Source organism: Frankia sp. Mgl5 (assembly GCF_023242985.1).
In the GTDB taxonomy this organism is placed as follows: Bacteria; Actinomycetota; Actinomycetes; order Frankiales; family Frankiaceae; genus Parafrankia; species Parafrankia soli.
Window position 1 is genome coordinate 1 of the sequence record NZ_JALKFY010000657.1, and the last position, 13618, is coordinate 13618.

General features: G+C 68.6%; 12 protein-coding genes. 6 read left to right on the forward strand and 6 right to left on the reverse strand.

Annotated elements, in window-relative coordinates; genetic code table 11:
- Positions 1 to 140: 140 nt before the first annotated feature.
- Positions 141 to 626 carry a MarR family transcriptional regulator gene (locus tag MXD62_RS21615; protein WP_248831310.1) on the reverse strand — a complete coding sequence of 162 codons (486 nt, stop codon included), beginning with the start codon at positions 624 to 626 and terminating at the stop codon, positions 141 to 143.
- A gap of 148 nt (positions 627 to 774) precedes the next feature.
- Here MXD62_RS21615 and MXD62_RS21620 point away from each other — a divergent pair, with 148 nt between their 5' ends.
- The 6 genes from MXD62_RS21620 to MXD62_RS21645 all read left to right on the forward strand — a co-directional run bounded on the left by MXD62_RS21620 (position 775) and on the right by MXD62_RS21645 (position 6808).
- Entirely contained in the window at positions 775 to 2292 is a 1518-nt protein-coding gene (locus tag MXD62_RS21620) for an MFS transporter (RefSeq protein WP_248831311.1), read from the forward strand.
- Positions 2293 to 2458: 166 nt separating this feature from the next.
- Positions 2459 to 2902, forward strand: coding sequence for a DUF6069 family protein (locus MXD62_RS21625; protein WP_248831312.1), 444 nt, complete (start codon positions 2459 to 2461; stop codon positions 2900 to 2902).
- A gap of 24 nt (positions 2903 to 2926) precedes the next feature.
- Entirely contained in the window at positions 2927 to 3472 is a 546-nt protein-coding gene (locus MXD62_RS21630; RefSeq protein ID WP_248831313.1) for a YceI family protein, read from the forward strand.
- Between the two features lie 315 nt (positions 3473 to 3787).
- Positions 3788 to 4954 carry a DegT/DnrJ/EryC1/StrS family aminotransferase gene (locus MXD62_RS21635; protein WP_248831320.1) on the forward strand — a complete coding sequence of 389 codons (1167 nt, stop codon included), beginning with the start codon at positions 3788 to 3790 and terminating at the stop codon, positions 4952 to 4954.
- A gap of 20 nt (positions 4955 to 4974) precedes the next feature.
- Positions 4975 to 6066 carry a Gfo/Idh/MocA family protein gene (locus tag MXD62_RS21640; RefSeq protein WP_248831321.1) on the forward strand — a complete coding sequence of 364 codons (1092 nt, stop codon included), beginning with the start codon at positions 4975 to 4977 and terminating at the stop codon, positions 6064 to 6066.
- 22 nt (positions 6067 to 6088) lie between these two features.
- Positions 6089 to 6808, forward strand: a complete 720-nt coding sequence (locus MXD62_RS21645; protein WP_248831314.1) for an HAD-IA family hydrolase — start codon at positions 6089 to 6091, stop codon at positions 6806 to 6808.
- A 120-nt stretch (positions 6809 to 6928) separates the two neighbouring features.
- Here the strand turns inward: MXD62_RS21645 and MXD62_RS21650 are convergent, their stop codons facing one another.
- From MXD62_RS21650 to MXD62_RS21670, 5 genes are all read right to left on the reverse strand, one after another.
- On the reverse strand, positions 6929 to 8446 hold the full coding sequence (locus MXD62_RS21650) for an FAD-binding oxidoreductase (protein ID WP_248831315.1): 1518 nt from the start codon (positions 8444 to 8446) through the stop codon (positions 6929 to 6931).
- 725 nt (positions 8447 to 9171) lie between these two features.
- Positions 9172 to 10356, reverse strand: a complete 1185-nt coding sequence (locus tag MXD62_RS21655; protein WP_248831316.1) for a cytochrome P450 — start codon at positions 10354 to 10356, stop codon at positions 9172 to 9174.
- 142 nt (positions 10357 to 10498) lie between these two features.
- Complete coding sequence (locus MXD62_RS21660) at positions 10499 to 12124, reverse strand: OB-fold domain-containing protein (protein WP_248831317.1); 1626 nt, start codon at positions 12122 to 12124, stop codon at positions 10499 to 10501.
- Positions 12125 to 12156: 32 nt separating this feature from the next.
- Positions 12157 to 12984 carry a PaaI family thioesterase gene (locus MXD62_RS21665; protein ID WP_248831318.1) on the reverse strand — a complete coding sequence of 276 codons (828 nt, stop codon included), beginning with the start codon at positions 12982 to 12984 and terminating at the stop codon, positions 12157 to 12159.
- Between the two features lie 109 nt (positions 12985 to 13093).
- Positions 13094 to 13618, reverse strand: a 525-nt coding sequence (locus tag MXD62_RS21670) for an SDR family oxidoreductase (RefSeq protein ID WP_248831319.1), incomplete at its 5' end; no start/stop codon positions are given.

Consider the following 13618-nt stretch of genomic DNA (forward strand, 5'->3'; position numbering starts at 1 on the left):
TGCCGATGCGACGCACCATGGCGTTCTACGGCGTGCACTCCCTCCCGGTCGCCTGGAACTGATCATCATCGGTCCTGCGGCGGCCGGCGTGCCGGCCGCCGCGGCAGGGGTGGGGGTCGGCCGGTTCCGTAGGCGGGCCGTCATGTTGGGTGCGACCGCCGGCGAGGCCGCTGCTCGCAGTCCGCGAAGGTCGAGAGTCTGCCGCTGACGAGAGTGGTCAGACTCTCGACGAATGCCTCCCGCAGATGTGGCGGCAGCGCCGAAAGCACGTCGGTGTGGACCGCATCGACGATCGTCCGCGAGCGGGCGACGAGGTCGCGTCCTTTCTCGGTGACCACGAGGATCCGGACCCGCCGATCCTCTGGTGACGGTTCGCGCCGAACCAGACCGTCCTTCTCCAGCTTGTCGGTTGTCACGACCATCGTCGTCTTGTCCAGGCCGCATGCCTCCGCGATGCGGCTCTGGGTCTGGTTCCCCGCCAGGGCCTGGAACAGCACGCAGTGCGCCCGTTGGGAGATCCCGAGATGGGCAAGACCCATGGCCAGCTCGGTCGCGAGCGCATGGCTGGACCAGGACAGCAGGTACATCAGGTCGGTCTGGGTCTGCTCCGGTGCCGTTGCTCCCATGGCCGGATAGTACCTGAGCAGATAGTTCCAAAACTAAAGGATCGCGTCGGGACTTGACCGCGACACCTTGTTCCGGATTGGATAATGCCGAACTTAACTATCAGCAACGGTTGCGTCCACACAGGCGGCGACCTCGGGAGGCAACCTCATGTCCCAGTCAGCCCAGACGATGGCCAGGGCCCGCTGGCTGGCGTTTGCGGCGCTCTGTTCGATGCAGATGATGATCGTCATCGACATCAGCGTCGTGACCGTCGCGTTGCGGTCGATCCAGGACGACCTGGGCTTCGAACAGGCGCACCTCGCCTGGGTCACCAATGCCTACACAGTGGGGTTCGGTGGCCTGCTGTTGCTGGCTGGCCGGCTTGGGGATCTGATCGGCCGCAAGACGGTGTTCCTGACCGGGCTGGTCGTCTTCACCGGTAGCTCGGCCCTGTGCGGGCTGTCCCGGACCCAGGAGATGCTCATCGCGACCCGGTTCGTGCAGGGCATGGGGGCCGCGATGGCCTACGCGGTCCTGATGAGCATCGTCTTCACCCTGTTCACCGAGCCTCGTGAGCTGGGCAAGGCGATGGGTGCGTTCGGCTTCGTCGTTGCCTCCGGCGCCTCGGTCGGGATCCTGGCCGGTGCCGTCGTGACCGACAGCATCAGTTGGCACTGGGTCTTCTTCGTCAACGTTCCCATCGGGATCGCGGCCGGCGTCCTCGCCGGGAAGCTGCTGCCGCCGGACTCCCCTGCCGGCCTCGGCAGGGGAGTCGACGTGCTCGGAGCCATCCTTGTGACGGGTGGGTTGATGCTGGGGGTCTACACGATCGCGACCGTCGGCGAGAACGGCTGGGGATCCGTCCACACCATCGGCTTCGGGCTCGGCGCCATCGCGCTGCTGGCCGCCTTCGTCGGCCGGGAGGCAACCGCAGATCTCCCGCTCATCCCACTGGGCATCTTCCGGTCGCGCGTCATCACCGGCGCCAACCTCGTCCATCTCCTGCTCGTGGCGGCCACGGTCTCGTTCAACATCCTGGTCGCGCTCTACCTGCAGCAGGTCGTGGGCTACTCGCCACTGGCCACCGGTTTCGCGTTCCTGCCGATCGCGGTGTTCGGTGCCGCCGCCTCGCTGGGGCTCTCGGCCCGGCTGACGGCGGCGTACGGCCCGCGCCAGGTGCTGCTGGGCAGCCTTGCCGTCCTCGGTGCCGGCCTTGCCCTGGCCATCCGGACACCCGTCGACCCGAGCTACGTCGTGGACATCCTGCCGGTGGCCGTGCTGGTCGGGGCGGGCGGCGGGTTGGCGATGCCGGCGGTGCTGACGCTATGCATGGCCATCAGCACGCCGGCTGAGGCCGGCGTTGCCTCGGGTCTGTCCGGTACCTCGGGCATGGTCGGCGACTCGCTGGGTATCGCGGCCCTGGCCGTGGCCGCAGCCTCCTACACGAACAGCCGGCTTGCCGCGGGCGACAGTCACGCTGTGGCACTGACCGAGGGCTTCCACCTGGCCGCCGGGATCGCGACCGGTCTGGCCGTCGCCGCCTTCCTCGTCGGGCTGCTGGTGCTCAGGCGTGTGCCCAGCCCTCCCGGGCCGCCAGGTCCCGGCGCACCGCCCACTGACGCCCCGCCGCCGGTATTCGAGAACGCGAAGTCCTCAACCACGGCGTCGGGCGCGACGAGTTCCTGACCGCATTCCCGGAACCGGGCTCCGGAACCGGTTCTCGGCCGTGCCCTGCCCACGGTGCATTGCCGCGAGCCTCCGGGTCCAGGCCTGATGAATTAGTTCTTTCCTTTCTCATCCTCTCGCCATCTCCGCGCCGTTCATACAGGCGTGCTATCCAGGGAGCACCACTATGACCACCGACGCCAGCGGGCTCGGATCATCCTCCAGACCAACCATCTCCGCCAACCTGCGATTGCGGGCTGTCGGTGTAGGCGCCGCAGTGGTGGCGGCGGCGATCGTGTGGGCGATCGCCAAGGCCGCCGATGTCGAGTTTCTGGTCAAGCAGGGTGAGGGTAACGCCCCGACCGAGGTGGGCCTGGGCATCGTCATCGTGATGGCGCTGGTCGCCGCACTGCTCGGGTGGGGGGTACTCATACTCCTGGAGCGGTTCCTTTCCCGGGGGACGGCCATCTGGACGGGGCTCGCGGTCCTGGTACTGCTGCTCTCGTTCGCTCCGGTCCTCTCTGCTGACGCCACTACCGGCACGAAGCTCAGCCTGGTGATCATGCATGTTGTCGTGGCGGCCTCGGTCATCCCGTTGTTCCACCAGACCGCGCCCAGAACCGCTCGGTAGAACTCGCTCCGGAAAGGACCTGGTATGACCACCCAGCTCACCGGGATCCCGGGCTATGTCGTCGGCACGTGGACGATCGACCCGGCGCACTCCAGTATCTCGTTCGTCATCCGTCATCTGGGCGTCTCGAAGGTCCGGGGTCGATTCGACGATTTCTCGGGGAGCGTCGTCACCGCCGCCCACCCGCTGGGCTCGTCGGTGACCGCGACGATTCGGACCGCGTCGCTCAACACCGCGAACGACCAGCGCGACGAACAGGTCCGTGGGGCGGACTTCCTGAACGTCGAGGTGTTCCCTGAAATGACCTTCACCTCGACCGGTACCCAGCTCGACGGCGACGCCTACCTGGTCGACGGCGAGCTCAGCCTGCGTGGCGTCACCCGGCCGGTGGTGCTGCGGCTGGAAGTCAATGGATTCGGTGCGGGGTTCGGCGGGACTCAGGTCGCCGGCTTCTCCGCCAGCACGGAGATCAGCCGTGCGGATTTCGGCGTCACCGGCGGCCCGTCGGGCGCGGTGCTCGGGGACAAGGTGAAGATCGAGCTGGAGATCGAGGCCGTCAGCCAGAGCTGACCGTTGCACGTCGCGCCGCCAGGACCTCCACCGTTAATGGTGGAGGTCCTGGCGATTTTGCTTTCATCCTGAACGGTTCGCTGGTCGGGGCTCGGTCGTCTCCGGCTGTCTGTCGCTGCCGGCGCCCGTCGGGACCCAGCTGTTCAAACAAGGGGAAAATAGGGGGGTGGTAAGGGGGAATGACAGCGTGTCGAGCCTCGGGTAGCTTTTTTGTCGGACGTTCCCGAGCTCGGTTCGACTGCTGGCTGTGGTTATTTTTTCCCTGGCGTCGACCGGCAAATTTCCGGTTCTTTCTCGTGAGAAAGTGTGGAAAAGATGGACGGCATTCCGTCGCAGCCGCTGGAGTTTCCTGAGTGGCCGCAGTTCGATGACACCGAGCGCGCAGGTCTCGTCCGCGCGCTCGAGCAGGGCCAGTGGTGGCGGATGGGGGGCGGTGAGGTCGATGCCTTTGAACGCGAGTTCGCCGAGTACCACGGGGCGGACCACGCCCTGGCGGTCACCAACGGCACGCACGCGCTCGAGCTTTCCCTTGAGGTGCTCGGTGTTGGCCCGGGTACCGAGGTCATCGTGCCGGCCTTTACTTTCATCTCGTCCTCCCAGGCGGTGCAGCGGCTCGGGGCCGTCGCGATCCCGGTCGACGTCGACCTCGAGACCTACTGCATCGACGTTGCTGCGGTCGCCGAGGCCATCACGCCGCGAACCCGTGCGATCATGCCCGTGCACATGGCAGGCCAGTTCGCTGACATGGATGCACTCGTCAAGCTGTCGGCCGACGCAGACGTGCCGGTGATCCAGGACGCCGCTCACGCGCATGGAGCCCGCTGGCAGGGCCAGCGGGTGGGCGAGCTCGGCTCGATCGCCGCGTTCAGCTTCCAGAACGGCAAGCTCATGACGGCGGGCGAGGGCGGTGCGGTCACCTTTCCCACCACCGAACAGTACGAGAGCGGCTTCCTGCGGCACTCCTGTGGCCGACCGCGTGGCGACCGGGGCTACTTCCACCGTACGTCCGGCTCGAACTTCCGGCTCAACGAGTTCTCCGCCAGTATCCTGCGCGCCCAACTCGCCCGGCTGGACGGGCAGATCATGACGCGACAGCAGCGCTGGCCGGTGTTGGCGCGCCTGCTCAACGAGATTCCTGGGGTCCTGCCGCAGGCAACGGACAGCCGAGCTGATCGCAATCCCAGGTACATGGCGATGTTCCGGGTCCCAGGCCTGTCGGAGCAGTCGCGCAACGAACTGGTTGACAGGCTGATCGAGGGAGGACTTCCTGCCTTCGCCGTCTTCCGTGCGATATACCGCTGCAGCGGGTTCTGGGAGGTCGGCACCCCGGATATGTCGGTCGACCAGATCGCCGCCCGATGCCCGAACACCGAGGCCATCTACCAGGACGGAATCTGGCTGCATCATCGCACTCTGCTCGGCACCGAGGAACAGATGCACCTCGTCACACAGATTATCGCCGACGCGCTGGCGGCGTTGTGACGCGACCAGTGCGGGTGGCGATGGTCGGCCTGGGCTGGGCGGCTCGGTCGATCTGGTTGCCTCGTCTGTTGTCCCACCCTGCCTTTGAAATCGTGGCGGCGACGGATCCCCACCCTGAGTCCCGTGCCGCCGCCGTGCGGGCCTTTCCCGGAATCGCGCTGTTGCCCGACCTCGACGGCCTGGCCGGAACGGGGGTCGACCTGGCCGTCGTGGCCGTGCCCAACAACCTGCACACCCCTGTGGCCGCCGGACTGCTGGAGCGGGGCATGCCGGTGTTTCTGGAGAAGCCGGTCTGCCTGACCTCGGCGGAGGCCGACCAACTCGCCGCGGCCGAGAAGGCGGGCGGAGCGGTTCTGTTGGCGGGTAGCGCCGCCCGTTACCGCGGTGACATGCTGACGCTCGGCCGGGTGGCGACCGGGCTCGGTGAGATCCGCCACGTGGAGCTGGCCTGGATTCGGGCCCGCGGCATTCCCGCCGGTAGCGGCTGGTTCACCGACCGCCGCCGCTCCGGCGGCGGCGCGCTCATCGATCTCGGGTGGCACCTCCTCGACACGGTGGGGCCCCTGGTCGGGGCAGCCAGTTACGAACAGGTTGTCGGCACGGTCTCGAACGACTTCCTCCGTGCGGGTACCTGGGATGCAGCCTGGCGTGGGGACAAGACCCGACCCGCCTGGGGTGATGTGGAAGACACCGCCCGCGGTTTCCTGGTCGGTACCGGTGGAGTCTCGGTTGCCCTGCATGCCAGCTGGGCCTCCCATCATGCGCTCGACACGACGCTGATCGTGCTGGAGGGCAGTGCTGGCCGGGCTGAGCTGCGCTGCACCTTCGGTTTCAGCCCGAACCGCCAACAGGATTCCGTGCTTTCGGTGACCCGTGCCGGTGTGACAACAATCGTGCCGACTCCGGAGGAATCCGTCGGTGCCGAGTACGACCGCCAGCTCGACCAGCTCGCTGGTGCGCTCAGGGATCCGGCGAGCCGTGGCCTCGCGATCACGGAGGCCCGGGTGACGATCGAGGTCATCGAGCGTTTTTACGCCTCCGCGCGGCGGGCGGCAGGCGCCATCTCTTCGACCACGATCTCTCCGGTGCCGGCGGTCAACGCCGGGCTGTGATCTTTCGACGTGAGGAGTCGCGATGACGGTTGACCGGAGCCGGCTGTTCGGCACGACCGGCCGGCGGGTGTCGGCGATCGTGTTCGACCTCGACGGGGTGCTCGTCGACAGTTTCGATGTGATGCGTCAAGCCTTCACCATCGCCTACGCCGAGACCGTTGGTGACGGTCCCGCACCCTTCGCGGAATACAACAAGCACCTCGGCCGCTATTTTCCGGACATTATGAGAATCATGGGGCTGCCTCTCGAGATGGAACGGCCATTCATCCGCGAAAGTTACCGACTCGCGCATCAGGTCCGGATGTTCGAGGGAATTCCGGAAGCTCTTCGCGCGCTGCGAGCCAGGGGAATTCCACTCGCTGTCGCGACTGGCAAGAGCGGCTCCCGGGCCCGTTCGTTGCTCGATGGCCTGGGTGTCCTCGACCAGTTCGAGCACATCATTGGATCGGACGAGGTGGCGCGGCCCAAGCCCGCGCCGGACATCGTCCTGCGGGCACTGCGTCTGCTCGAGGCCGACGCCGAGGAGACGATCATGATCGGTGACGCGGTGACCGACCTGCGTAGTGCGCGGGCTGCCGGTGTGGCCGCCGTGGCCGCGCTGTGGGCCGGGGTTGACGAGGCGCCGCTGCTGCGGGAGCAGCCGGCCGCCGTGCTCCACCGGATCGCCGACCTGGCCGTTCTGCTGGGCATCGAAGCCAGCCCGACGGACTGCGAGATCGGTCCGCCGACCCCGGCGAGGTAGTCGGCGGATTTGCCGGCAGCGGTCCAGCCCGGCCCAGACGGCACCGGACCGGTGAATCCGACGATTACAGTCGGGCCGGTCCGGTGCCCGTCAGCGAGTTCCCACGGTCGCCTGGCGGAGTCAGACTCCGATACTGCGCGCGTGTCGGAAGAAGTTGTCCGGGTCGTACTTCCTCTTCACCTGGGTCAGCCGACGGTAGTTCTCCTTGTAGTAGGCCGTCTGCCAGTTGGGCAGTGTGTTGCTCGGGAAGTTGACGTACGCGCCGATCGACAGAGGATCGAGTACCTGCGCGCCGCGGTCAGCGAGCGCCGTGGCCGCCGCGATATCGTCGGGACTGGCGGAGCATCCGGCCGCAAATCCGATCACGAACTTCGCGTCCCGGTGTACGAACGCGGTGGCCGAACGGCGTATTGTGGCGGCCTCCCCGCCGAGCGCCATGCAGTGCATGACGCGGTTTTGGCCGGCGCGGCGCTCGACGTTCCAGGCGGACAGGATGGTACCGACCTCGGTCCTGGTGAACGCCCGGGCGAACAGCCGGTGACTTTCACGCATGACCTCTGGGCGCTTGAGCTCCGCTGTCGGAGTCTGGCCGACCCGGTGACACCTCTCGACGGTCAACTGTTCACAGCCGTACACGTGCTGCATCGCCTCGGCGTACGGCAGGTCCTTCACGGTCCTGCTGGTCGGCTGGGCGCCGGCCTGTGCGGCGATGTCGTTCACAGCATTCTCGGTCCCTTCCACCGAACCGTAGTAGGCACCAGTGATCACCACGATTGGGACCGCCTGCGGGGCGGCGTCCGGCAGGACAAGGATGCACTGGGAAGCCAGAGAATTGGGAGCCCCGAGCATCTTGCGCTGCCAGGCCATGAAGACGTCCTCGGCGTGGTCCCACGCCCAGGTCGTGAGAAAGAAGGTCATGCGGGGCGCGTCGACTGGCCGGACCTCGAAGTTCGTGACGATCCCGAAACTGCCGCCACCGCCACGCAGCCCCCAGAACAGGTCCGGCTCGCTGTGCTCAGAGGCGCGCACGACCCGGCCGTCGGCCAGCACGACCTGGGCCGAGACCAGCCGGTCGCTGGCCAGGCCGAACCTGCGTGTCTGGTGACCGATGCCGCCGCCGGTAAGGTACCCGCCGGGCGACACGGTTGGGCAGGTGCCGGTGGCGATCTGCTTGTTGTACGGGCGCAGTGCGGTGACCGCGTCGATCGACTTCGCGCCCGGGCCGACGTTCACCGTCCTGCCGGAGGGTGTCGCGTGGTTGATCCGGGACAGGTCGACGACCAGGCCATCGCCGGTCGACCAGCCGCCCGCGCTGTGCCCGCCGCTGCGGACGTGTAGCGGAATGCCGGCCTCGCGCGCGAACCGTACACAGTTGCGTACGTCATCCGCGTTCTCGCAGTACGCGACGGCCAGGGGGTTGATGGCGTCGTAGGAGGCAATGTAGATCTGCTTCGCGAGGTTGTAACCCTGGTCTGATGGCAGGACCAGGTCGCCGGACAACCATGATCGCAGACCTTGTATGTTCGCCGCCGGGCTGGCCGCGGCGGCGCTGTAGACCGGCGCGCCGACGGCGCCGGCAGAGGCTGCGGCGAGAACGAAGCCGCCACCTGTCCGCAGAAGTGACCGTCTGTTGAGCATCGTCGCTGGGATGCCTTCCTCGAAACAAATCGCTGATCCGGCTGGGGCGGGCGGAGTTTCGCGGGCCGAGTATTCGACATGCCGGAAAATGGGACGAGACGAGGCTACAGACGGAACTGGGGAAGCGACCCCCTAAGAACCCCCTGGCCATCCCGGAGGGAAATCACGAAAACCCCTTCCGGTCTTGGGTTGGTGTTCGTCGTCGCTCTTCTGCGCCATGCATGGGATGCCGGAACTCGGACACCGGCGTTAATTCGGGGACTGGGCGGGGCCGCCGTTTCCGGTCACTCCGCGGAGTCGACGCAGGACCCCGGGGTCGCTCGAGTCCAACGACGGAGGTGGTCCATGGGGATCCATCGCATGAGGGTCCGCTGAGGGTCCTTGGACGGTGGACATCGACCCGCGCCGGCGCCGGTCAGGCCCAGCTGCGGCCGAGGCTGCGATCGGCATCGGGCGCAGCATGGGGGAAGCGGTCCAGCTGAGCCACCAGCCGCTGGTGCTCGCCGGCCCGTCGGTCCAGCGGGTGGCCGGGCTGTCGCGGATCTCCGGCCGGGACACGATCTCGCTCAGGGGTGTCTCACCCGAGCCTGAAGCCCGCCACTCCATCATGTCGGCCGCGCAACGTCGCGAAGGCGCCCGCGTCCGCTCCCAACGCCGACGACACGGGGATGCCGCCGATCACAGACCGCCTGACCAGTCCGGGAAGGACCGCGGTCAGTGTGCTATCAGAGGGTGATGGGGAGCTTTTCGTAGCCACGGACCGTGCTGGTGTGTAGCCGCACGGCGCGGTCGTGGTCGACGTCCCATTCGGGGAAGTGGCGCAGGGTCTCCTGCAGCGCGACCCGCCCCTCGAGTCGGGCGAGGGAGGCGCCGAGGCAGAAGTGCACGCCGTGGCCGAAGGAGACATGGCTGTCGAACCGGCGGTGGATGTCGAACCGGTCGGCGTCGGGGTACTTCCGTTCGTCCCGGCCGGCCGAGCCGGTGAGCAGCAGGACCTTCGACTTGGCGGGGAGGACCGTGCCGTGCAGCTCCACCTCCCTGGTCAGCACCCGGCCCTGCACCGGGGACGGCGCCTCGTAGCGCAGCAGCTCCTCGATCGTGTTGCCGATCAGTGACGGGTCGGCGGCGATCTCGGCGCGCTGGTCGGGGTGCGCGGCCAGGACGAAACCCGCCCAGCCGAGCAGCCGGGCGACCGTCTCGGTGCCGGCGCTGACGAGCAGGTTCGTGAAGTCGGCGGCCTCCTGCGTGGTGAGGCGCCGGGAGCCGGTTTCGCTCTTGACCTCCGCCTCGACCAGAGCGGTCATCATGTCGTCGCGGGGCTGGCGGCGGCGGAGCTCGATCTGCTCGCTCCAGTAGGTGTGCAGCCTGATCTGGGCGCCGAACGAGATGTCGTTGATCATCCCGGCGCCTTCCTCGAGGTGGAAGGTCTGGTCGATGAGCTGGCGGACGTCCTCGCGGTCCGCAGGGTCGACCCCGATCAGCTCGGAGATGACCTTGGACGGGAGCTGGGCCGCGAAGTCCTGCACGTAGTCGAACCCGCTCCCGCCCACCTGCGGGTCGAGCATCTCGGCGCACAGGGCCCGGATGGAGTCCTCGAGCGCCGAGATCCGCCGGGGGGTGAACGCCCGGGAGACCAGGGTGCGCAGCTCGGTGTGCGTCGGCGGGTCGATGAAGATGATGAGCCCGGTCTGCATCGGCTCCGGCGACATGATCTCCAGGACGGTGCCGTGCGCCGAGCTGTAGGTCGCCGGATCCCGGTGGGCGGCCTCGACGTCGGCGTGCCGCGACAGTGCGAAGAAGTCGAGCCTGTCGTTGCGGTACACCGGCGCCTCGTCGCGCATCCGGCGCCACACGTCGTATGGCGCAAGGTGGATCACCTTGTCGAACGGATCCCAGCTTAGTTCCGTCATGACCGTGACTATGTCATAACTGGTACGGCTTTGATCCGTCCGCAACGTGCCTCTTGGTGCCGCTCTGTCCCGGTGCTGCGTCGTTACGTCTCCGTGCTGCGCCGATGGGCTCCTGCGCTGCGCTGATGGGTTCCGGCGCGGCTCACACGTCGTCGCGCTGGAGGAGCAGTACGCCGGACGGCGTGCCGCCGCCGGAGGTGACCACGGCCGTCCGCGCGTCGGCGACCTGCCGCTCGCCGGCCTCGTGGCGAAGCTGGGTGATCGCCTCGTAGAAGAACCCGTACCCGTGGGTGCGGCCCTCGGAGAGCTGGCCGCCGTGCGGGTTGACGGGCAGCTCGCCGTCGATCGCGATCCGCCGGCCCTGGTCCAGCCAGTCCTTGGCCTCGCCGATGCCGCAGAATCCCAGCGCCTCGATCCAGGAGATCGCGTTGAAGGTGAAGCCGTCGTAGACCAGGGCCAGGTCGACATCCGAGGGGCGCATGTCCGTTCTGGTCCACAGATGCGAGGACTGGCCCAGCACCTGCGGCTCGTGCGTGATGATGCCCTGGTCCCAGGAGACCCGCTCGAGGATCTGCGTCCCGACCGCCTCGACGCGGATGGCCGGCTTCGGCAGGTCGCCGGCCACCGAGGCGTCGGAGACGATGACCGCGATCGACGCGTCGCACGGGACGTCGCAGTCGTAGAGCCCGAACGGCGTCGTGATGGGCCGCGCCGACATGTAGTCGTCGAGGGTCAGCGGCTCCCGGTAGATGGCCGCCGGGTTGCGCGCCGCGCCGGCCCGGCCGTTGAGGGCGATCGCGGCGAGCATCTCCCGATCGGCGCCGTAACGGTGGAAGTACTGGTTGGCGTTCATGGCGATCCAGTTCGCCGCCGACAGCGCCCCGAACGGCGCGCGCCACAGCGAGGACGGGTTGGAGACCCGCGCGGGCGCCTGGCCCAGGCCGAGCGCCCGGTAGGTGGACTCCCACACCGTCCGGAAGCACAGGACGTGCCGGCACAGGCCCGAGGCGACGGCCATCATCGCGGTGATGACCGACCCACCCGGGCCGGGCAGGTCGCCGCCGCCGTTCGTCCAGGTCGGGTGGATGCGCAGCGCCTCCTCGACGGCGCTCACCCCGCCCTCGCTCATCCCCGCCGCGCCGGCCCCCGGGTAGGTGGAGAGCCCGTCGATGTCCTCCAGTCGCAGACCGGCGTCCTCGACCGCCTTGAGGCAGGCGTCGACGGTCAGTGACAGCGGGTCGACCATGAGTCGGCGCCCCATCGCCGAGCGCCCGATGCCGGAGAGGACCACGCGGTGCTCGAAGCGGTCCGAGCTCAGCGGCGCGCGGGGGGTGGGCAGGTTCGGCTCACCGACGCGGTCGGTCGGGTCGGTCGTGCCGGTCGGCTCGAACAGGGCGAGCCAGACGTCCTCGTGCTGCTCGAACCGGACGTCGACCTCCTGGCCGATGTGCACGTCCTTCGGCTCGCAGCCGATGATGTTCGTGGTCAGCCGGACGCTGGCGTCCTCCACCAGGGCCACGTTGGCGATCACGTACGGCGGCTTCATCGCCGGTGACCACTGCTGCGCGTTCACCGTGAACCCGACGACCGTGGCCCGGCCGGACACCGCCGTCGGCGCCCAGTTGCGGCTGCGGCACTTCGGGCAGATCGGCACCGGCGGGTGAACGAGCTGCCCGCAGTCGGAACAGCCCTGCACCCGCAGGGTGCCGTCGGCGCCGGAGGTCCAGAACCACTCGGTGGCGGGGGTGAGCTCGGGGAGTGGGCGCATCGCTGCTGGTCGTCCTCTCTGTGCCACGGCCGTCAGCGGGCCGGGGCCGTCTGTGTGCCGCGGCCGGCCGCGGCCGGGAATGTCCTGGTCACGGCGTAGACAGCGAGCCGGTCGCCGTCTCCGGAGTCCCGGACCTCGACCTTGCCGAGGCCGCCGGGTCCCACGGTCGCCGTCGCAACGGCGGGGCCGGTTCGCACCGGCCGCAGGTAGCGCAACGCCAGGACCGAAAGGCTGGTGGGGCCCGCGGCGAGGGACAGCGCGGCCTCCTCGGCCGCCAGGGCGATCAGCCCGCCGTTGAGGCTGCGGGACGCGTTCAGCCCGTCGTGCCCGTGCGCCAGCACGGCGACGCCCGGCTCGCGGATCTCGCACCGCGCGCGCTCGGCGAAGGGGACCCGCAGCCGACCGCGCTGCACGGGCAGCTCCCGGCGCCGCAGCATCTCCGGGTCCATCAGCATCGCCGGGTCGGGGGCCGCCATGAACGAGGCTACGCCGGCGGCGATGCCGCGGCCGTCGGCGCCGGTCAGCTCGATCTCGATGACCGCGACCGACTGGCCTTTCTTCACCAGGCGCCCGGCGGCGTCGACCCGCTCGAGCTCCCGCAGCGGTTCGTGGACGTGGATGTCGAGGTCGAGGGTGACCGGGACACGCGGCTGGAGGAAGTCCAGCACCATGTATCCCGCGACGATGTCCGCCCAGGTGGCGAGGATCGACGTGCGGATGCTGGTCGTACCGGGCACGAACATCTCGGGAACGACGGCCGCGGACCCGTGGAGCTCGTCGCCCACGCGGGTCGTCTGGAATCCGAGCTCGTTGATGATGTGCGCGTCCGGCAGCCGCTCGTCACTGTTCGTGGTTGTCATTCCACCCTGTTCCGGGAAGGAGCCCCCGTGTTACCGCCGTCCCGCCGGGGGCGGTCAGCGACCGTGCCGGGTGCCGGCACCCGGCACCCGGCACGGTCATGCGTCGGGCCTAGCGGCCGGAGAGGAACCGGACGATGGGTGTGGCCGGGGGGAAGACCTCGGTGAGGCCGGCGGAGAAGTACCCCGAGTCGGTGACGATGGTGATGCCGTTGATGGCGGAGGCGGCGTCGCTGACCAGGAACAGCAGCGGGTAGGCCTGCTCCAGCGAGGTCGCGGCCTCGATGCCCAGCTCGGCCCGGTAGTCGGCGCCGAAGCCGAGCCAGGTCTCCTTGTTCGTCTGGGCGAGGGGGGTGTCGGTGGGGCCGGGGCAGATCGCGTTGATGCGGATGCCCTGCTTGAGCAGGGGCATCGCCTGGGTGGCGACGTAGGCGCAGACGGCCTGCTTGCTCCACATGTAGTCGGCCTTGCCGTTTTCGACGGCCCACTTCGTGGCTTCGTCGAAGTCGGTGATGGCGAGGTATTCCTTGAGGACCGGGAGGTTGGCTTCCCAGCCGAGGCCGGCGGCGGAGGAGATGAAGCCGATCGCGGAGCCGCGGGGCAGCAGGCCGCCGGCCAGCAGGCGGTCGATGAGGTG

Coding starts and splice junctions, on each gene's coding strand:
- MXD62_RS21615 (WP_248831310.1), bottom strand. CDS start 626: ATGGGAGCAACGGCACCGGAGCAGACCCAGACCGACCTGATGTACCTG.
- MXD62_RS21620 (WP_248831311.1), top strand. CDS start 775: ATGTCCCAGTCAGCCCAGACGATGGCCAGGGCCCGCTGGCTGGCGTTT.
- MXD62_RS21625 (WP_248831312.1), top strand. CDS start 2,459: ATGACCACCGACGCCAGCGGGCTCGGATCATCCTCCAGACCAACCATC.
- MXD62_RS21630 (WP_248831313.1), top strand. CDS start 2,927: ATGACCACCCAGCTCACCGGGATCCCGGGCTATGTCGTCGGCACGTGG.
- MXD62_RS21635 (WP_248831320.1), top strand. CDS start 3,788: ATGGACGGCATTCCGTCGCAGCCGCTGGAGTTTCCTGAGTGGCCGCAG.
- MXD62_RS21640 (WP_248831321.1), top strand. CDS start 4,975: ATGGTCGGCCTGGGCTGGGCGGCTCGGTCGATCTGGTTGCCTCGTCTG.
- MXD62_RS21645 (WP_248831314.1), top strand. CDS start 6,089: ATGACGGTTGACCGGAGCCGGCTGTTCGGCACGACCGGCCGGCGGGTG.
- MXD62_RS21650 (WP_248831315.1), bottom strand. CDS start 8,446: ATGCTCAACAGACGGTCACTTCTGCGGACAGGTGGCGGCTTCGTTCTC.
- MXD62_RS21655 (WP_248831316.1), bottom strand. CDS start 10,356: ATGACGGAACTAAGCTGGGATCCGTTCGACAAGGTGATCCACCTTGCG.
- MXD62_RS21660 (WP_248831317.1), bottom strand. CDS start 12,124: ATGCGCCCACTCCCCGAGCTCACCCCCGCCACCGAGTGGTTCTGGACC.
- MXD62_RS21665 (WP_248831318.1), bottom strand. CDS start 12,984: ATGACAACCACGAACAGTGACGAGCGGCTGCCGGACGCGCACATCATC.